The sequence below is a fragment of the Vagococcus jeotgali genome (assembly GCF_035918315.1).
Taxonomy (GTDB): domain Bacteria; phylum Bacillota; class Bacilli; order Lactobacillales; family Vagococcaceae; genus Vagococcus; species Vagococcus jeotgali.
The window spans coordinates 1,031,179-1,046,155 of record NZ_CP142146.1 but is presented as its reverse complement, the minus strand read 5'-3'; the positions used below and the strand labels follow the sequence as shown (position 1 = coordinate 1,046,155).

At 32.4% G+C, this 14,977-nt stretch carries 14 protein-coding genes; 13 read left to right on the top strand and 1 reads right to left on the bottom strand.

Annotation, left to right across the window (positions count from 1 at the left end):
- The first annotated feature begins 37 nt into the window (after nucleotides 1–37).
- The 13 genes from VSF34_RS05405 to VSF34_RS05345 all read left to right on the top strand — a co-directional run bounded on the left by VSF34_RS05405 (nucleotide 38) and on the right by VSF34_RS05345 (nucleotide 13,586).
- Nucleotides 38–739, top strand: a complete 702-nt coding sequence (locus tag VSF34_RS05405) for a tRNA (adenine(22)-N(1))-methyltransferase (protein ID WP_326716348.1) — start codon at nucleotides 38–40, stop codon at nucleotides 737–739.
- Nucleotides 736–1,854 carry a Nif3-like dinuclear metal center hexameric protein gene (locus tag VSF34_RS05400; RefSeq protein WP_370659280.1) on the top strand — a complete coding sequence of 373 codons (1,119 nt, stop codon included), beginning with the start codon at nucleotides 736–738 and terminating at the stop codon, nucleotides 1,852–1,854. Before VSF34_RS05405 ends, VSF34_RS05400 begins: the two co-directional genes overlap by 4 nt.
- A 15-nt stretch (nucleotides 1,855–1,869) precedes the next feature.
- Entirely contained in the window at nucleotides 1,870–3,102 is a 1,233-nt protein-coding gene (pepT, locus tag VSF34_RS05395) for a peptidase T (protein WP_326716346.1), read from the top strand.
- Between the two features lie 197 nt (nucleotides 3,103–3,299).
- Nucleotides 3,300–5,903, top strand: a complete 2,604-nt coding sequence (gene clpB / locus VSF34_RS05390) for an ATP-dependent chaperone ClpB (RefSeq protein ID WP_326716345.1) — start codon at nucleotides 3,300–3,302, stop codon at nucleotides 5,901–5,903.
- A gap of 56 nt (nucleotides 5,904–5,959) precedes the next feature.
- The gene (locus tag VSF34_RS05385; RefSeq protein WP_326716344.1) at nucleotides 5,960–6,568 is read left to right on the top strand and encodes a DUF5052 family protein; all 609 of its coding nucleotides are present in this window, start codon (nucleotides 5,960–5,962) and stop codon (nucleotides 6,566–6,568) included.
- 105 nt (nucleotides 6,569–6,673) lie between these two features.
- Nucleotides 6,674–7,117 carry an OsmC family protein gene (locus VSF34_RS05380; protein ID WP_326716343.1) on the top strand — a complete coding sequence of 148 codons (444 nt, stop codon included), beginning with the start codon at nucleotides 6,674–6,676 and terminating at the stop codon, nucleotides 7,115–7,117.
- 112 nt (nucleotides 7,118–7,229) lie between these two features.
- Nucleotides 7,230–7,565 carry a hypothetical protein gene (locus VSF34_RS05375; protein WP_326716342.1) on the top strand — a complete coding sequence of 112 codons (336 nt, stop codon included), beginning with the start codon at nucleotides 7,230–7,232 and terminating at the stop codon, nucleotides 7,563–7,565.
- A gap of 216 nt (nucleotides 7,566–7,781) precedes the next feature.
- The gene (locus VSF34_RS05370; protein WP_326716341.1) at nucleotides 7,782–8,597 is read left to right on the top strand and encodes a hypothetical protein; all 816 of its coding nucleotides are present in this window, start codon (nucleotides 7,782–7,784) and stop codon (nucleotides 8,595–8,597) included.
- A gap of 42 nt (nucleotides 8,598–8,639) precedes the next feature.
- Complete coding sequence (gene murC, locus VSF34_RS05365) at nucleotides 8,640–9,977, top strand: UDP-N-acetylmuramate--L-alanine ligase (protein WP_326716340.1); 1,338 nt, start codon at nucleotides 8,640–8,642, stop codon at nucleotides 9,975–9,977.
- A gap of 42 nt (nucleotides 9,978–10,019) precedes the next feature.
- Nucleotides 10,020–10,706: a Bax inhibitor-1/YccA family protein gene (locus VSF34_RS05360; protein WP_326716339.1), complete on the top strand. Its 687-nt coding sequence runs from the start codon at nucleotides 10,020–10,022 to the stop codon at nucleotides 10,704–10,706.
- A 149-nt stretch (nucleotides 10,707–10,855) separates the two neighbouring features.
- Nucleotides 10,856–11,236: a GntR family transcriptional regulator gene (locus VSF34_RS05355; protein ID WP_326716338.1), complete on the top strand. Its 381-nt coding sequence runs from the start codon at nucleotides 10,856–10,858 to the stop codon at nucleotides 11,234–11,236.
- A gap of 149 nt (nucleotides 11,237–11,385) precedes the next feature.
- Nucleotides 11,386–12,555 carry an IS256 family transposase gene (locus VSF34_RS05350; protein WP_326716337.1) on the top strand — a complete coding sequence of 390 codons (1,170 nt, stop codon included), beginning with the start codon at nucleotides 11,386–11,388 and terminating at the stop codon, nucleotides 12,553–12,555.
- 92 nt (nucleotides 12,556–12,647) lie between these two features.
- Nucleotides 12,648–13,586, top strand: a complete 939-nt coding sequence (locus tag VSF34_RS05345; protein WP_326716336.1) for a DUF5808 domain-containing protein — start codon at nucleotides 12,648–12,650, stop codon at nucleotides 13,584–13,586.
- Nucleotides 13,587–13,706: 120 nt separating this feature from the next.
- On the opposite strand, the gene VSF34_RS05340 is transcribed toward VSF34_RS05345, so the two are convergent.
- Nucleotides 13,707–14,876, bottom strand: coding sequence for an IS256 family transposase (locus VSF34_RS05340; protein WP_326716335.1), 1,170 nt, complete (start codon nucleotides 14,874–14,876; stop codon nucleotides 13,707–13,709).
- Between the last annotated feature and the right edge of the window lie 101 nt (nucleotides 14,877–14,977).

Genomic DNA, 14,977 nt, shown 5'->3' with positions numbered 1-14,977 from the left:
TATAATGAATTACTTAGTTTAAAAGTGAGGTAGAAATATGGATCATCAACAATTATCAATGCGTTTAAAAAAAGTAGCTGATTTTGTTCCAAAAGGTGCAAAATTAGCTGATATCGGATCAGATCATGCTTATTTACCAGCATATTTAGTGATAAATCAACAAATTCTATCAGGGATTGCAGGTGAAGTAGTTAAGGGACCATTTGAATCAGCAAAATCTTTAGTCAATGAACTAGATTTATCATCTGTGATTGATGTAAGGCTAGGTGATGGTCTAGATGTTTTAGAAGCTAGTGATTGCGTTTCTGTGATTACAATCTGTGGTATGGGTGGTACATTGATTCGTGATATCTTAGAGCGCGGAAAACAAAATAATAAATTAACAGGTCATGAGCGATTAATTTTACAACCCAATATTGGGTCACAAGTCTTAAGGTCATGGTTATCTAAGGAATCATATGTGATTATAGATGAGTTGATTATTAAGGAAAATGGTAAAATTTATGAAATTATAGTGGCTGATAAATCTAGTGAATCTAGTGAATTATCTAAAAAAGAGCAGATGTTTGGACCAGTGTTACTTCAAGATCCAACTGATATTTTTAAAGAAAAATGGTTACAAGAAAAAGATCAATTTTCCAATATTTTAAAACAATTAGAACAATCTAGAGAAACACAAGATAAAAAAATCAAAGAAGTGACAGATAAAATCACATTAATTGAGGAGGTATTATCATAATGCTGACAGGAGAGGAATTCATTCAATATTTTGAAAGTGTTGTTCCAAAAGAATTGGCTGAAGATGGTGATCCCGTTGGTCTTCATATTGGCACACTAAATAAGCCTATAAAACGTGTCATGATGACTTTAGATGTTAGACCAGCTGTTGTTAGGGAAGCTATTGAAAAAAATGTAGACCTTATTATTGCCAAACATCCACCAATTTTTAGACCTATAAAACGTCTGACGACAGATGATTTTCAAACTCAAATGTTTGCTGATTTACTGTCACATAATATAGCAGTTTATGCGGCACATACAAATATGGATATTGTGAATCCAGGTTTAAATGATTGGTTTTGTGATCTGTTAGGTCTTCACGATACTGAGTTTTTAAGTTTAACACATCGTTTTCCTTATAAAAAACTAGTCTTGTTTACACCGACAAGTCATGCTGGTATTATGCGTGAGATGTTGGGCAAAGCTGGGGTTGGTGAATATGGTGGGTATGATTTTGCTAGCTTTAGCTCTAGTGGAGTAGGTAGATTTAGACCAAGTGATATGTCAGCCCCCTTCACTGGAGAAAAAGAGAAGATAGCTCAAGTTGAAGAGCAAAGACAAGAATTTATATTTCCAGAACGACAATTAAATATTGTTAAAGATATTATTCAGAAATATCATCCTTATGAAGTGCCTGCTTATGATATTTTTAACTTAGAAAATATGACAGATGATTACGGTCTAGGAAGAATCGGCAAGCTTGCTCAACCAATGTCTTTAGATGATACGGTGACTCACGTGAAACAAGTTTTTGGTTTAAACGCTGTGACACTTGTAACAGATACTCATGAAAAAATGATTGAAACGATTGCCATTTGTGGTGGAAGTGGCGAAAAATTTTATAAAGATGCCTTGAAAAAAGGAGCAGATCTTTATATAACAGGAGACGTGTATTTTCACACTGCTCATGATATGATAGAGGAAGGATTATCAGTGATTGATCCTGGCCACTATATTGAATCAATCTGTAAAGAAAAATATGTGGAAATGTTTAATGAATGGAAAGACTCACAAGGCTGGGATGTTGATTTTATTGTCAGTCAAGTAAGTACCAACCCATTTGAAATTATTTAAGGAGAGTGTCGTAATATGTATCCAAATTTAGTAGAGAGATTTATTAAGTATGTTAAAACTGAAACAAGGTCAGATGCAACAAGTAAAACTACACCAACTACACAAACTCAAGTGGATTTTGCTCACGAATTAAAAAAAGAGCTTGAAACAATTGGGATGTCAGATGTCTTTTATAATGATGAAAATGGATTTGTGATTGCCACATTACCAAGCAATACTGATAAAAATGTGAGAAGCATGGGCTTTATCGCTCATATGGATACAGCAGATTTCAATGCTGAAAATGTTAATCCTCAATTTGTAGAAAACTATGATGGTGTATCAGACATTGCCTTAGACAAAGAAGGTAAATTTAAATTAACAGTGACAGACTTCCCTAATCTAGCTAATTATAAAGGTCAAACACTAATTACAACAGATGGCTCAACTCTTTTAGGAGCAGATGATAAATCTGGTATTGCTGAAATTATGACAGCTATGGAATATTTAATTAAACATCCAGAAATCAAACATGGTAAAGTCATGGTAGCATTTGGGCCAGACGAAGAAATTGGAATTGGTGCTGATAAATTTAAAGTCGAAGATTTTCCAGTTGATTTTGCCTACACAATGGATGGTGGGCCTGTAGGTGAATTACAATTTGAAACATTCAGTGCAGCTCAAGCTGATATTTCAATTGAAGGGAAAAATGTTCACCCAGGAACTGCAAAAAATACAATGGTCAATGCTCTGCAAGTTGCCATTGATTTACATGATAAATTACCAAAAGATGAAGTGCCTGAAAAAACGGATGGTTATGAAGGATTCTTCCACCTATTACAACTAGATGGTGTACCGGATGAAGCAACTATGACATATATTATTAGAGATCACAGCCGTGAGAAGTTTGAAGCTAAAAAAGCATATATTCAATCTATTGTAGATGAGATGAATAAAGACTTTGGTCAAGAGAGAATCTCTATTAATATCTTTGATCAATACTACAACATGCGTGAAGTGATTGAAAAAGATATGAGTATTATTGATTTAGTAGATGAAGCCATGAGAAAATTAGATATTGAACCGAATAAAGCACCTGTTCGTGGTGGGACAGATGGATCGAAAATTTCTTATATGGGATTACCAACGCCTAATATTTTTGCTGGTGGAGAAAACATGCATGGTCGTTTTGAATTTGTAGCAGTTGAAAGCATGGAAAAAGCGACATCATTAATTGTTGAAATAGTTAAATTAAACGAAACAAAATAAGTTAGTTAGAAAAGAAGTTGACATATGTTAACTTCTTTTTTGTTTGTTCAATTTTTTTTATCGGATGAAGGTAATAAAACAGATTATATTTAATTGTTATTTCTTTTTATAATAAAAATAGAAAGATCAAGTATATTATTTGACCTTTTTTGACCAATGTTGTAAAATTATGATATTAGCAAAAGGGAGGACGAAAGATGAATATAGAAAAAATGACAACAACCTTACAACAAGCTATTGCTGAAGCGCAACAAGTTGCTGTAACTAGAAAAAATCAAGATATTGATATTGTTCATTTGTGGAAGATTTTCTTGCAACCTAATCATTTTGCCAGAAATCTATACTCAGGGATTGGCCTTGATGTAGATGCTTTTGAGCATGAGATTGATCTAGAATTAGATAAAGTTCCTGTTATTAGTGGAAACGTTCAATATGGACAAAATCTTAGCCAAAATTTATATCACTTACTACAAGAGGCTGATAAAATCAGAGAAAGTTTTAATGATGATTTTTTATCAACAGAAGTTGTTGTATTAGCTTTAATGAAATTAAAAAATTATGCACTAACTAGATATTTACTTGCCCAAAAAGTAACAGAGGCAGAGTTATTAGAAAAAATCAAAGACTTAAGAGGAGGAGAACGTGTGACTAGTCAAAATCAAGAAGAACAATACGAAGCATTAGAAAAATATGGAACGAATTTGATTGAAGCGGTGAAATCTGGTAAACAAGACCCGATTATTGGTCGTGATGAAGAAATTCGTGATGTGATTCGTATATTATCTCGTAAAACAAAAAACAATCCGGTTTTAATTGGAGAACCTGGTGTTGGTAAGACAGCTATTATCGAAGGGTTAGCACAACGAATCGTTAAAAGAGATGTGCCAGAAAACTTAAAAGATAAAGTCATTATCTCACTTGATATGGGGGCTTTAATTGCTGGAGCTAAATTTAGAGGAGAGTTTGAAGAGCGTCTAAAAGCTGTCTTGAATGAAGTTAAAAATTCAGATGGTCAAATTATTCTATTTATTGATGAGATTCATACAATTGTGGGGGCTGGTAAAACAGAAGGTAGCATGGATGCTGGAAATCTGTTGAAACCAATGCTTGCTCGTGGTGAATTACATTGTATAGGGGCAACAACCTTAGATGAGTACCGTGAATATATGGAAACAGATAAAGCCCTAGAGCGTCGTTTCCAAAAAGTATTAGTTAAAGAACCTACAGTAGAAGACTCTGTTAGTATTTTACGTGGTCTTAAAGAGCGTTTTGAAATTCACCATGGTGTGAATATTCATGATAATGCTTTAGTTGCTGCTAGTGTGTTATCAAACCGTTATATTACTGATCGCTATTTACCAGATAAGGCCATTGATTTAGTGGATGAGGCATGTGCGACTATTCGTGTTGAAATGAATTCTATGCCAACAGAGTTAGACCAAGTAACAAGACGTTTGATGCAACTTGAAATTGAAGAGGCAGCTCTAAAAAAAGAAGATGATGATGCCAGCAAAAAACGTTTAGAATTACTTCAAGGTGAGCTCGCTGAACTTAGAGAAGAAGCTAACAATCTAAAAATGAAGTGGGAAACTGAAAAAGAAGAATTAAACAAAGTTAACGAAAAACGTGCTGAATTAGATAGAGTAAAAACAGAACTTGAAAACGCTGAGAGTAACTATGATTTAGAAGAAGCAGCTGTCTTGCGTCACGGCACGCTTCCAAAACTTAAAGAAGAATTAAAAGAGTTAGAAAAGAAAAATGCTAAATTAAATGAAGACCGCTTAGTCCAAGAAGTGGTGACAGAAAAAGAAATTGCTACTGTTGTGGGACGTTTAACAGGTATTCCAGTGAGTCGTCTGGAAGAAGGAGAACGTGAGAAAATTTTACGTTTAAATGAAACACTTCATGAGCGTGTTATTGGGCAATCTGAAGCAGTAGATGCAGTAAGTGATGCGGTTATTAGGTCACGTGCAGGTCTTCAAAATCCTGACAAACCTCTTGGATCATTCTTATTCTTAGGACCAACTGGTGTTGGTAAAACAGAACTTGCTAAAGCTTTAGCTGAGAGTTTATTCGATTCAGAAGAACACATGGTTAGACTAGATATGAGTGAATATATGGAAAAACATAGTGTCTCTCGTTTAGTCGGGGCACCTCCTGGATATGTTGGATATGAAGAAGGTGGACAGTTAACAGAAGCAGTTCGAAGAAGTCCTTATACAATCATCTTGCTAGATGAAATTGAAAAAGCTCATCCTGATGTCTTTAACATTTTATTACAAGTACTTGATGATGGACGCCTAACAGATTCTAAGGGGCGTATTGTTGATTTTAAAAACACAGTATTAATTATGACAAGTAATATCGGGTCACAATTATTACTTGAAGGTGTTGATGATAACGGTGAGATCAGTGAACCAGTTAGAGAAAGTGTCTTAGACATGCTTCGTGGTCACTTCAAACCTGAGTTCCTAAACCGTATTGATGATACAATTTTATTTAGTCCACTAAGTCTAGATGATGTGAAAGAAATCATTGTAAAAATGACAAATAGCTTGACTAAACGCTTAGCACATCAAGATATTGAGCTATCTATTTCTGATGAGGCTAAAACATGGATTGCTGAAAAATCGTATGACCCAATTTATGGGGCTAGACCTATTAAACGCTTTATTACTAAAGAAGTAGAAACACCTCTTGCAAAAGAAATTGTAGCAGGGTATGTAGGACCTAAGAGTCAAGTAATCATTAATTTAGAAGATGATCATTTAGCATTTGAATCTATTAAAATTGAAGAGTAGTATATTAAGGGTAAGAATTTTTATCTTACCCTTATTTTATTTTGGAGGGAAAATAAATGAAAACAAAACATAAAAAGTTATTAGCAAGCATTAGTTTAATTGGATTATTATTCGTTATGACAGGATGTCAAGATATTTTAAACTCGTTTAAACAATTTGAACAGAGTTTTAAAGGACTTGATATGACAATTAGAACTTATGATGAATCGAGTCAAGTTATCGATGAAGTGAGTGGTAAATCAGTGAAGATTCAACGAGATGAGAGTTTTGATACAGATGAAGATAGTCATGATTCTAATGTGATTCAAATTACAGTTGGAAAAAATGAATTACATCATGTTGGATCATCTATGATTATTGAGGAAAAAGGATTAGAAAATATTTTTTCGGAATACACTGATCGTGTTAATATTGATAATACAAAACGTAGTGTACCTATGATTAATTCAATGGTAAATGATTTTAGAAACTCATTTAAAGGGAAAAGTAAAGTTATTTTAATTCGTAGCCAAAACGGAACACCTCTTGCCACTTATGCTGGTGATAAAGTATCTATGTATAATACTGATGTACCAAAGAGTACAGGTATTATTATTGATGGAAAATATTTATTCATCTACCGTTGTGATTTTACAATCTATGATACTGATTTGTTAGAAAGTTAAATATATCGTCAAATTAATTGCTTTGATTGTAAGAGTTTTATCATATAAAGCCTTTTTATTGTGAAAAATGATACAATGAATATATAACGTTTAGGAGGTTTTATTATGGCAATTGAAAAGTTTAAAACTGTGGTTAAAAGTGTTGAGGGCCTGCAAGTATCATGTAAGTCTAGAGGCTTTGAATTTATTCTAGATGAACCAAAAAATTTAGGTGGAACAGATACCGGAATGAACCCTGTTGAGGCTCTACTGGGTACTTTAGGTGCTTGTAAAGTTATTGTGGCAAAGAGTTTTGCCAGATTACACCATATTAAATTAAATGATATTCGAATTGAACTAGAAGGCGATTTAGATGTCGATGGTTTTATGGGGAAAAATCCAGATGCTAAAATTGGATTTTCGAGAATATCTTCACAAATATATATCGATGCAGATAATACGGTTGAAGAGATTGAAAAATTTGTTGAATTCATTAATCGTACTTGTCCTGTTGCAGATACAATCGAGAATGCACCAGTTATGGAAACGGTTATTATTAAAGAACCTTAAAACTAGCTTTTTAGCTAGTTTTTTTATGTTATTCTACATTTTTCATTAACAAAACTGACATAGTTTGTTATAATGCCATTGGATTACTTAAGTGGGAAGGAGGAATAAAATTATGGTTGATAACCAAGGAAATAAGAAGAAATACGGCACGATTAGTAAGGCTATCATTGTTATTTACCTTATTGAACTAATCTGGTTCTTTTACTCTCAAATCTTCAAACCATGGCAAATGGGTGTTCCTTTAGATGTGGCTTCTGTAGATTTGGCAGTTATTTTAGTGATTGGATTAATTGTTTTAATTGCATTCTTTATGTTTAAAAAGTCAAAGAAAGTCAGTGCGACAATTTTTGGTATTTTACTGGCGAGTGTCATTATTTTTGGAGTGATTGCACCGATTTTTGATGTTTATATTCCTTTTTTCTGGCATTTATTTCATCCTGGTAAGTAGTCAAACTATCCAGGTAACAGTCAGATATGGCATGACGAAAAGATAGATCTTACACACAAGAAACGCTAACAAGTTATGTGTATAAGATCTATCTTTTCTTTTTTCTTATTCTATTAATTTAAGGTATTGAAGTACTTTCCGGGCATAATATTTATAATAGTTTTTTTATCTAAAAAGTTATGTTAAAATGGATGCAGTGAATTTAAAGGGATGATAATGATGATGAATACTTCTGATAAGCGTAAGCATTTCAGATTTCCAGCTTACGATGACGAGGCTGGAGTTAAGCTAAATAGACATAATACACGCAATCAATTTTTACATGATATAAAAGATGGTTATAGCCATCATCAAGGAAATGATGGTAATCATTCTATTGTTCTTGACCGAGTTGACATGGTAGGTGCTCCTGATTATTTTGGCCAGGATGGTTTGCCTAATATGACCACTGAAAAAGCTTCTCCTAAAAATAGGCAGCCGGTTATACCTATAAAAAAAGCTGCTTATACAAAAAAAGAAGTGACTAAAAAGGAAGATAAGTCAAAAACACTTCAAGAAGAAGAGGAAGTATTGGTTAGACAATTAAATAATCAACAATATGTTGAGCCTAAACATCAAGAATACAAATCACCTCAATCAAGTTTTTCAAATAAACTATATGAAACAGATCACTCGGGACGTGCGAAATATAAAAAACGTGAGCATCGTTCAGTTAAGTTTGAATCGTCATATAGTTTACCTGGTAAAAATAAGAAAACAATCTTTAAACCAAAGCACATCCCAGTCTCTATGATTGAAGAAGAAGTTAGCCAGCCACTTGATTCACCTGAAAAAGATGAAGTGATGTCTGATATTTTAAAATTAACAAGAGATAACATGATGATGATGATTGATGATGCAGTAATGTTAGATGATGACCATACTGGTGCTCAATCTGATAAAAAGATAAATAACCGCTTAGAAAAATCACTTTCAACTATTATGGAAGATGAAGCTAATATTAATAAAAAAAATAATTATTTTGATAAATAATAACTAGCAATTAGTGTATTTTAATGAAAGAGGAGCTTTTTAATGGAAATAAATCATAACAAAACATACCATTTTATAGGAATTAAAGGAACAGGTATGAGTGCCTTGGCTTTAATTTTAAAGCAAAAGGGATTTGATGTTCAAGGATCTGATATTGATAAATATATCTTTACTCAACGAGATCTGGAAACCTCAGGAATTAAAATTTCTTCTTTTGATGAAAAAAACATTCAAGATGATATGATTATCATTGCTGGTAATGCATTTCCTGATACACACATTGAAATTCAGACAGCTCTAAAAAAAGGACTTCCAGTTATTCGTTACCACAAGTTTTTAGGGGATTTTTTAGAAAACTTTACAAGTATTGCCATTACAGGATCTCACGGTAAAACGACAACAACAGGTCTTTTATCTCACGTATTCTCTGGAATTGAACCAACGAGTTATTTAATTGGAGACGGAACAGGTCACGGAGAAAAAGATGCTAAGTATTTTTCGTTTGAGGCTTGTGAGTACCGTCGTCACTTTTTAGCATATAATCCGGATTATATTATTATGACAAACATTGATTTTGATCATCCTGATTACTATACAGGAATTGAAGATGTTTATGATGCATTTCAGTCTTTTGCTAGTCAGGCTAAAAAAGGAATTGTAGCTTTTGGTGATGATGACAATTTAAGAAAATTAAAAGCTGATGTCCCTATTTATTATTATGGTTTGACTGATGAAGATGACTTTAAGGCAGTCAATATTAAACGCACGACTGAAGGTTCAAGCTTTGATGTGATGTTTGAAGGAAATACAATTGGTAGTTTTAGAGTACCAGCTTATGGTATTCATAATATTTTAAATGCTTTAAGTGTTGTAGCCATTTCATATTTAGAAGGTTTAGATATGTCAAAAGTTGCTGAAGAAATGGTAACATTTGATGGTGTGAAGCGTCGTTTTAGTGAGAAAAAAGTATCAGATATGGTGATAGTGGATGACTATGCTCATCATCCAGCAGAAATTAAAGTAACTATTGATGCTGCTAGACAAAAGTATCCTGATAAAGAGATTATTGCGATTTTTCAACCTCATACATTTACACGTACCATTGCTCTTTTAGATGAGTTTGCTGATGCTTTAGATGATGCTGATCAAGTATATTTATGTGATATTTTTGGATCAGCTAGAGAAGAAGTGGGCTCAGTTAAAATAGAAGATCTCGGAGAGAAAATCACTAAAGGTGGCGAAGTATTATCACTTGAAAATATGTCACCATTACTTGATTACCATAATGCCGTTACTATTTTTATGGGTGCCGGAGATGTTCAGAAATTTGAAACTGCTTATGAAAAATTATTAGGCCAAACTAGACCTAATACAATGTAATATTTAATTGACCATTATTTTATTTAAGAAAGAGGTTTATTTATGAATCAAAATCCAGTTGTTGAAAAAACAAGTGGCATAACTAAGTTTTACAGCAAGGTTTACGGCTTTCTAGGTTTAGGACTTGCAATCAGTGCTGCTACATCATATGTTGTTTTAATTCCACTTAGAGCGACCGTTTTACCGGCTATTTTAAGTAACCCCTTATTATTTTGGGGACTATGGATTGTTCAGTTAGGATTAGTCGTTTATCTAGGAAAAACTGCTTTTTCTGACTCATCAAAATCATTAGTTGGTTTTATAGCGTACTCTGTTTTAACAGGTATTACAATTTCTATGACACTAGCCATGTATTCCCAAGGCGCTATAATCCGTGCTTTTGTTACAGCTTCAGCTATGTTTATCGCCATGTCACTTATTGGTATCTTTACTAAAAAAGATTTAAGTGGTATTGGTTATGCTTTACGTAGTTTAGTTATTGGTGTGATTATTGGTATTTTATTAAATGCCTTTCTACTAAAAAGTGCACCAGTTGATTACTTTATCACGTTAGCAATGGTTGTTATTTTCTCAGGTTTAATTGCTACAGATAATCAAAAGATTAAAGCCATCTATAATGAGTACGGTGATAAGGGCGCATCAGGCTTAGCTATTTATTGCGCTTTAACACTTTACTTAGATATTGTTAACTTGTTCTTGTCACTTGTTAGAATTTTTGGTAGAGATTAATAAACTATAATAATATAAATTTGACACACTATTTATTAACCATTTGATGGTTGATAAATGGTGTTTTTTCTATTGCTAGCCCATTTTTGTTATAGTTGATATATAACGAAAACCGTTATAGTATATATATAACGAAAGGGGGAACCGTTATGATTTATATTGATACAAAGAGTCTTGTACCAATATACACACAACTTATTTATCAGATAAAACATGCTATTTTAATGGAGGAGTTCATACCTGGAGATGAATTACCTAGTGTTAGGAGTTTAGCAGGAGATATTGGTATTAACCTCCATACTGTCAATAAAGCTTACAAATTATTAGCTGATGAGGGGATAGTTGTCAAAGAAAAAAAGGGGTTTAAAATAAGCTCTACTGTACCAGCAGAGCCTAATGAAGAATATGTTGAACAGATAAAACAAACCATTTACGGATTATTAATTGATGCATCAGTTTACAATATTGATATTGATGAGTTAATAAGACATGGTCAAGAAGATTTAAGGTTAGGTGATATGAATGATTAATATAATGAGTATGATGTTTTTATTTATTGGTGTTCTATTTAGGATAGCGTAAAATATTTTGTGTAAATAGAAATTTAGGGTAGAAAAAAAGAAAGTCCATTCTGTAAAATTAAAGTTACCACACAAAAATTTTATAGGAGGACTTTCTCATGAATAATTTTACTACAGAAATTATGGAAACACTAATCAATAAAGGTGATTTGGATGATTTGTTTCGCCATCATCTAGAGCTAGCTATTAATTCATTATTAAAAGCTGAACTGACAGCATTTCTTGACTATGAAAAATATGATAGATCTGGATTTAATTCAGGTAATTCCCGAAATGGGAATTATTCACGTTCATTTAAAACGGAGTATGGAGAACTAAATTTAGTAATCCCTAGAGATAGGAATGGTGAGTTTTCTCAACAAACATTACCTGCTTATAAAAGAACCAATGACTCTTTAGAAACGACTATTATTCAGCTATTTCAAAAAGGAATAACGATGTCTGAAATCTCTGATTTAATTGAAAAGATGTATGGTCATTATTACACGCCACAAACTATTTCAAACATAAGTAAAATTGTATCTGAAGATGTTTTAGCTTTTAAAGAAAGAACTTTAGAGGCTAAATACTCAGTTATTTTTATGGATGCTACTCATATTCCAGTAAAAAGGAAAACCGTAGCAAAAGAAGCTATTTACATAGTAATTGGTATCCGGTTAGATGGAACCAAAGAAGTTCTAGGATTTACTATTGCTCCAACTGAATCTGCCTACATTTGGAAAGAGATACTTCAAGACCTAAAAGACCGTGGTTTAGAAGAGGTTTTATTAGTTGTAACTGATGGTTTAAACGGTATTCACGATAGCATCCATAGTGTCTATCCAAATGCTCAATTTCAACAATGTTGTGTCCATATCTCTAGAAATATTGCTCATAAGGTTCGTGTTAGTGATCGACAAGAAGTCTGTAATGATTTCAAATTGGTTTATCAAGCAGCTTCAAAAGAAGAAGCTATGAATCAAATAAGTTTTATGATAGATAAATGGAAAAAGCAGTATCCACGAGTAGTTAAATTACTCTTGAATCCTGCTATATTAACTTTCTATAACTTCCCACCATCAATCAGAAGAACTATCTACTCAACTAACTTGATTGAGGGATTTAATAAACAGTTAAAAAAATATACAAAGAGAAAAGAACAATTTCCTAATGAAGAATCTCTGGAGAGATTCCTTGTTTCTCAGTTCAATGAATATAACCAAAAATTTTTAGGCAGAGTACATAAAGGATTTAAGGAAATACAAGATACATTAGAATCAATGTTTTAACTTAAAAAAATGGAATGGATTTTCCATTTACACATAATTCTTGACGCAACCCTATTTAGCATGACTCTCCCTTTTTAATACCACAAAGTATTATGTTTGGTGTCACATTGCCAATTGATGTATTAAACAAAAAAGAAGTCACACAGGCTAAAAAACGGTATAGCTTAATTAATATGGGATTGGGTTTTGTTTTATCTCTTATCTCTTTAAGATTATTTCATTTACCAAGTATTGATGAGCAACAATTCACTATTTGGTTTTTAATTTTTATTATTTTACAATTGTTAGTGGCTAGTGGTATGTATTTTTATAATTACCAACAAATGCTACTAATAAAAAAGAAAGCTTTAGAACATGGTGATACAACAAGTTCGACCATTCCAATTGATTTAAATTTTAGAAAAAAATTAAATATGGTCCCTACTTCACTAATTGTGATAAGTCAGCTAATTATTATTGGTATGACTCTTTATATGACAATTAGTCATCTAGACATGATTCCTAAAGAAATCATTATGCAGTGGGGGTTTGACGGTGAACCTAATCGCATTGTTCCAAAAAGCTGGAGTAGTATTTATAGCTTGATTATCGTTCAAATATTCGTCATGGTAACTTTAGTCATCGCTAATGAAGCTTTTAAAAAGGGAAAACAGCGAGTCACTGGCGTTATCTCTGCAAAAAATAGTCAAAAATACCGACGTATGTCATCTTACTTAAACTTAGTTATGGGGATACTCATTCAAACTTTATTTCTAGCTATCCAACTAACAAGTGTTGTGCCATTTTTAACCTATGTTACATTAGAAAAATTTATTTTTATTGATTTGTTTATTCTATTTGCTGTTATCATCGGAACTATGTTTTTTTACGGACAGTCTGGTAGTCGTTTAAATCATGATAAAAGTAAAGACCAGTACTATGATGACGATAAGTTTTGGAAATTGGGGGTGTTTTACTATAACCCACAAGACCCTTCAGTTTGGGTGGAAAAACGGATGGGATTTGGGTTAACTGTTAATTTTGCTTCATGAAAAAGTTGGGTATTTATTATTGGGATTATTTTGTTTAGTATCTTACTTGTGTTTATCACAACATAATTTGGTTGCGTCAAGAATTATGTGTAAATGGAAAATCCATTCCATTTTTTTAAGTTAAAACATTGATTCTAATGTATCTTGTATTTCCTTAAATCCTTTATGTACTCTGCCTAAAAATTTTTGGTTATATTCATTGAACTGAGAAACAAGGAATCTCTCCAGAGATTCTTCATTAGGAAATTGTTCTTTTCTCTTTGTATATTTTTTTAACTGTTTATTAAATCCCTCAATCAAGTTAGTTGAGTAGATAGTTCTTCTGATTGATGGTGGGAAGTTATAGAAAGTTAATATAGCAGGATTCAAGAGTAATTTAACTACTCGTGGATACTGCTTTTTCCATTTATCTATCATAAAACTTATTTGATTCATAGCTTCTTCTTTTGAAGCTGCTTGATAAACCAATTTGAAATCATTACAGACTTCTTGTCGATCACTAACACGAACCTTATGAGCAATATTTCTAGAGATATGGACACAACATTGTTGAAATTGAGCATTTGGATAGACACTATGGATACTATCGTGAATACCACTTAAACCATCAGTTACAACTAATAAAACCTCTTCTAAACCACGATCTTTTAAATCTTGAAGTATCTCTTTCCAAACATAAGCAGATTCGGTTGGAGCAATAGTAAATCCTAGAACCTCTTTGGTTCCATCCAATCGAATGCCTATCACAATATAAACGGCTTCTTTTGATACGGTTTGTCTCTTTAAAGGAATATGAGTAGCATCCATAAAAATGACTGAGTATTTAGCTTCTAAAGTTCTTTCTTTAAAAGCCAAAACATCTTCAGATACGATTTTACTCATGTTTGAAATAGTTTGTGGTGTGTAATAATGACCATACATTTTTTCAATTAGATCAGAGATTTCAGACATAGTGATCCCTTTTTTAAATAGCTGAATAATAGTAGTTTCTAAGGAATCATTGGTTCTTTTATAGGCTGGTAATGTTTGTTGGGAAAATTCTCCATTTCTATCTCTAGGAATCACCAAATTTAATTCTCCATATTCTGTTTTAAATGAACGTGAGTAATTCCCATTGCGGGAATTACCTGAATTAAATCCAGCTCTATCATACTTTTCGTAGTCAAGAAACGCTGTTAATTCAGCCTGTAATAATGAGTTGATAGCGAGTTCTAAATGACGACGAAATAAATCATCTAAATCACCTTTATTAATTAGTGTTTCCATTATTTCTGTAGTAAAATGAGTCATGAGAAAGTCCTCCTATAAAATTTCTGTGTCGTAACTTTAATTTTACAGAATGGACTTTCTCTTTTTCTACCCTAAATTTCTATTTACACAAAATATTTTAC

Excerpts from the sequence above, each read along its gene's own strand:
- VSF34_RS05375 (WP_326716342.1), top strand. The coding sequence starts at position 7,230 with ATGGTTGATAACCAAGGAAATAAGAAGAAATACGGCACGATTAGTAAG.
- VSF34_RS05360 (WP_326716339.1), top strand. The coding sequence starts at position 10,020 with ATGAATCAAAATCCAGTTGTTGAAAAAACAAGTGGCATAACTAAGTTT.
- murC (WP_326716340.1), top strand. The coding sequence starts at position 8,640 with ATGGAAATAAATCATAACAAAACATACCATTTTATAGGAATTAAAGGA.
- VSF34_RS05405 (WP_326716348.1), top strand. The coding sequence starts at position 38 with ATGGATCATCAACAATTATCAATGCGTTTAAAAAAAGTAGCTGATTTT.
- VSF34_RS05370 (WP_326716341.1), top strand. The coding sequence starts at position 7,782 with ATGATGATGAATACTTCTGATAAGCGTAAGCATTTCAGATTTCCAGCT.
- VSF34_RS05385 (WP_326716344.1), top strand. The coding sequence starts at position 5,960 with ATGAAAACAAAACATAAAAAGTTATTAGCAAGCATTAGTTTAATTGGA.
- VSF34_RS05350 (WP_326716337.1), top strand. The coding sequence starts at position 11,386 with ATGAATAATTTTACTACAGAAATTATGGAAACACTAATCAATAAAGGT.
- clpB (WP_326716345.1), top strand. The coding sequence starts at position 3,300 with ATGAATATAGAAAAAATGACAACAACCTTACAACAAGCTATTGCTGAA.
- VSF34_RS05355 (WP_326716338.1), top strand. The coding sequence starts at position 10,856 with ATGATTTATATTGATACAAAGAGTCTTGTACCAATATACACACAACTT.
- pepT (WP_326716346.1), top strand. The coding sequence starts at position 1,870 with ATGTATCCAAATTTAGTAGAGAGATTTATTAAGTATGTTAAAACTGAA.
- VSF34_RS05380 (WP_326716343.1), top strand. The coding sequence starts at position 6,674 with ATGGCAATTGAAAAGTTTAAAACTGTGGTTAAAAGTGTTGAGGGCCTG.
- VSF34_RS05340 (WP_326716335.1), bottom strand. The coding sequence starts at position 14,876 with ATGACTCATTTTACTACAGAAATAATGGAAACACTAATTAATAAAGGT.
- VSF34_RS05345 (WP_326716336.1), top strand. The coding sequence starts at position 12,648 with ATGTTTGGTGTCACATTGCCAATTGATGTATTAAACAAAAAAGAAGTC.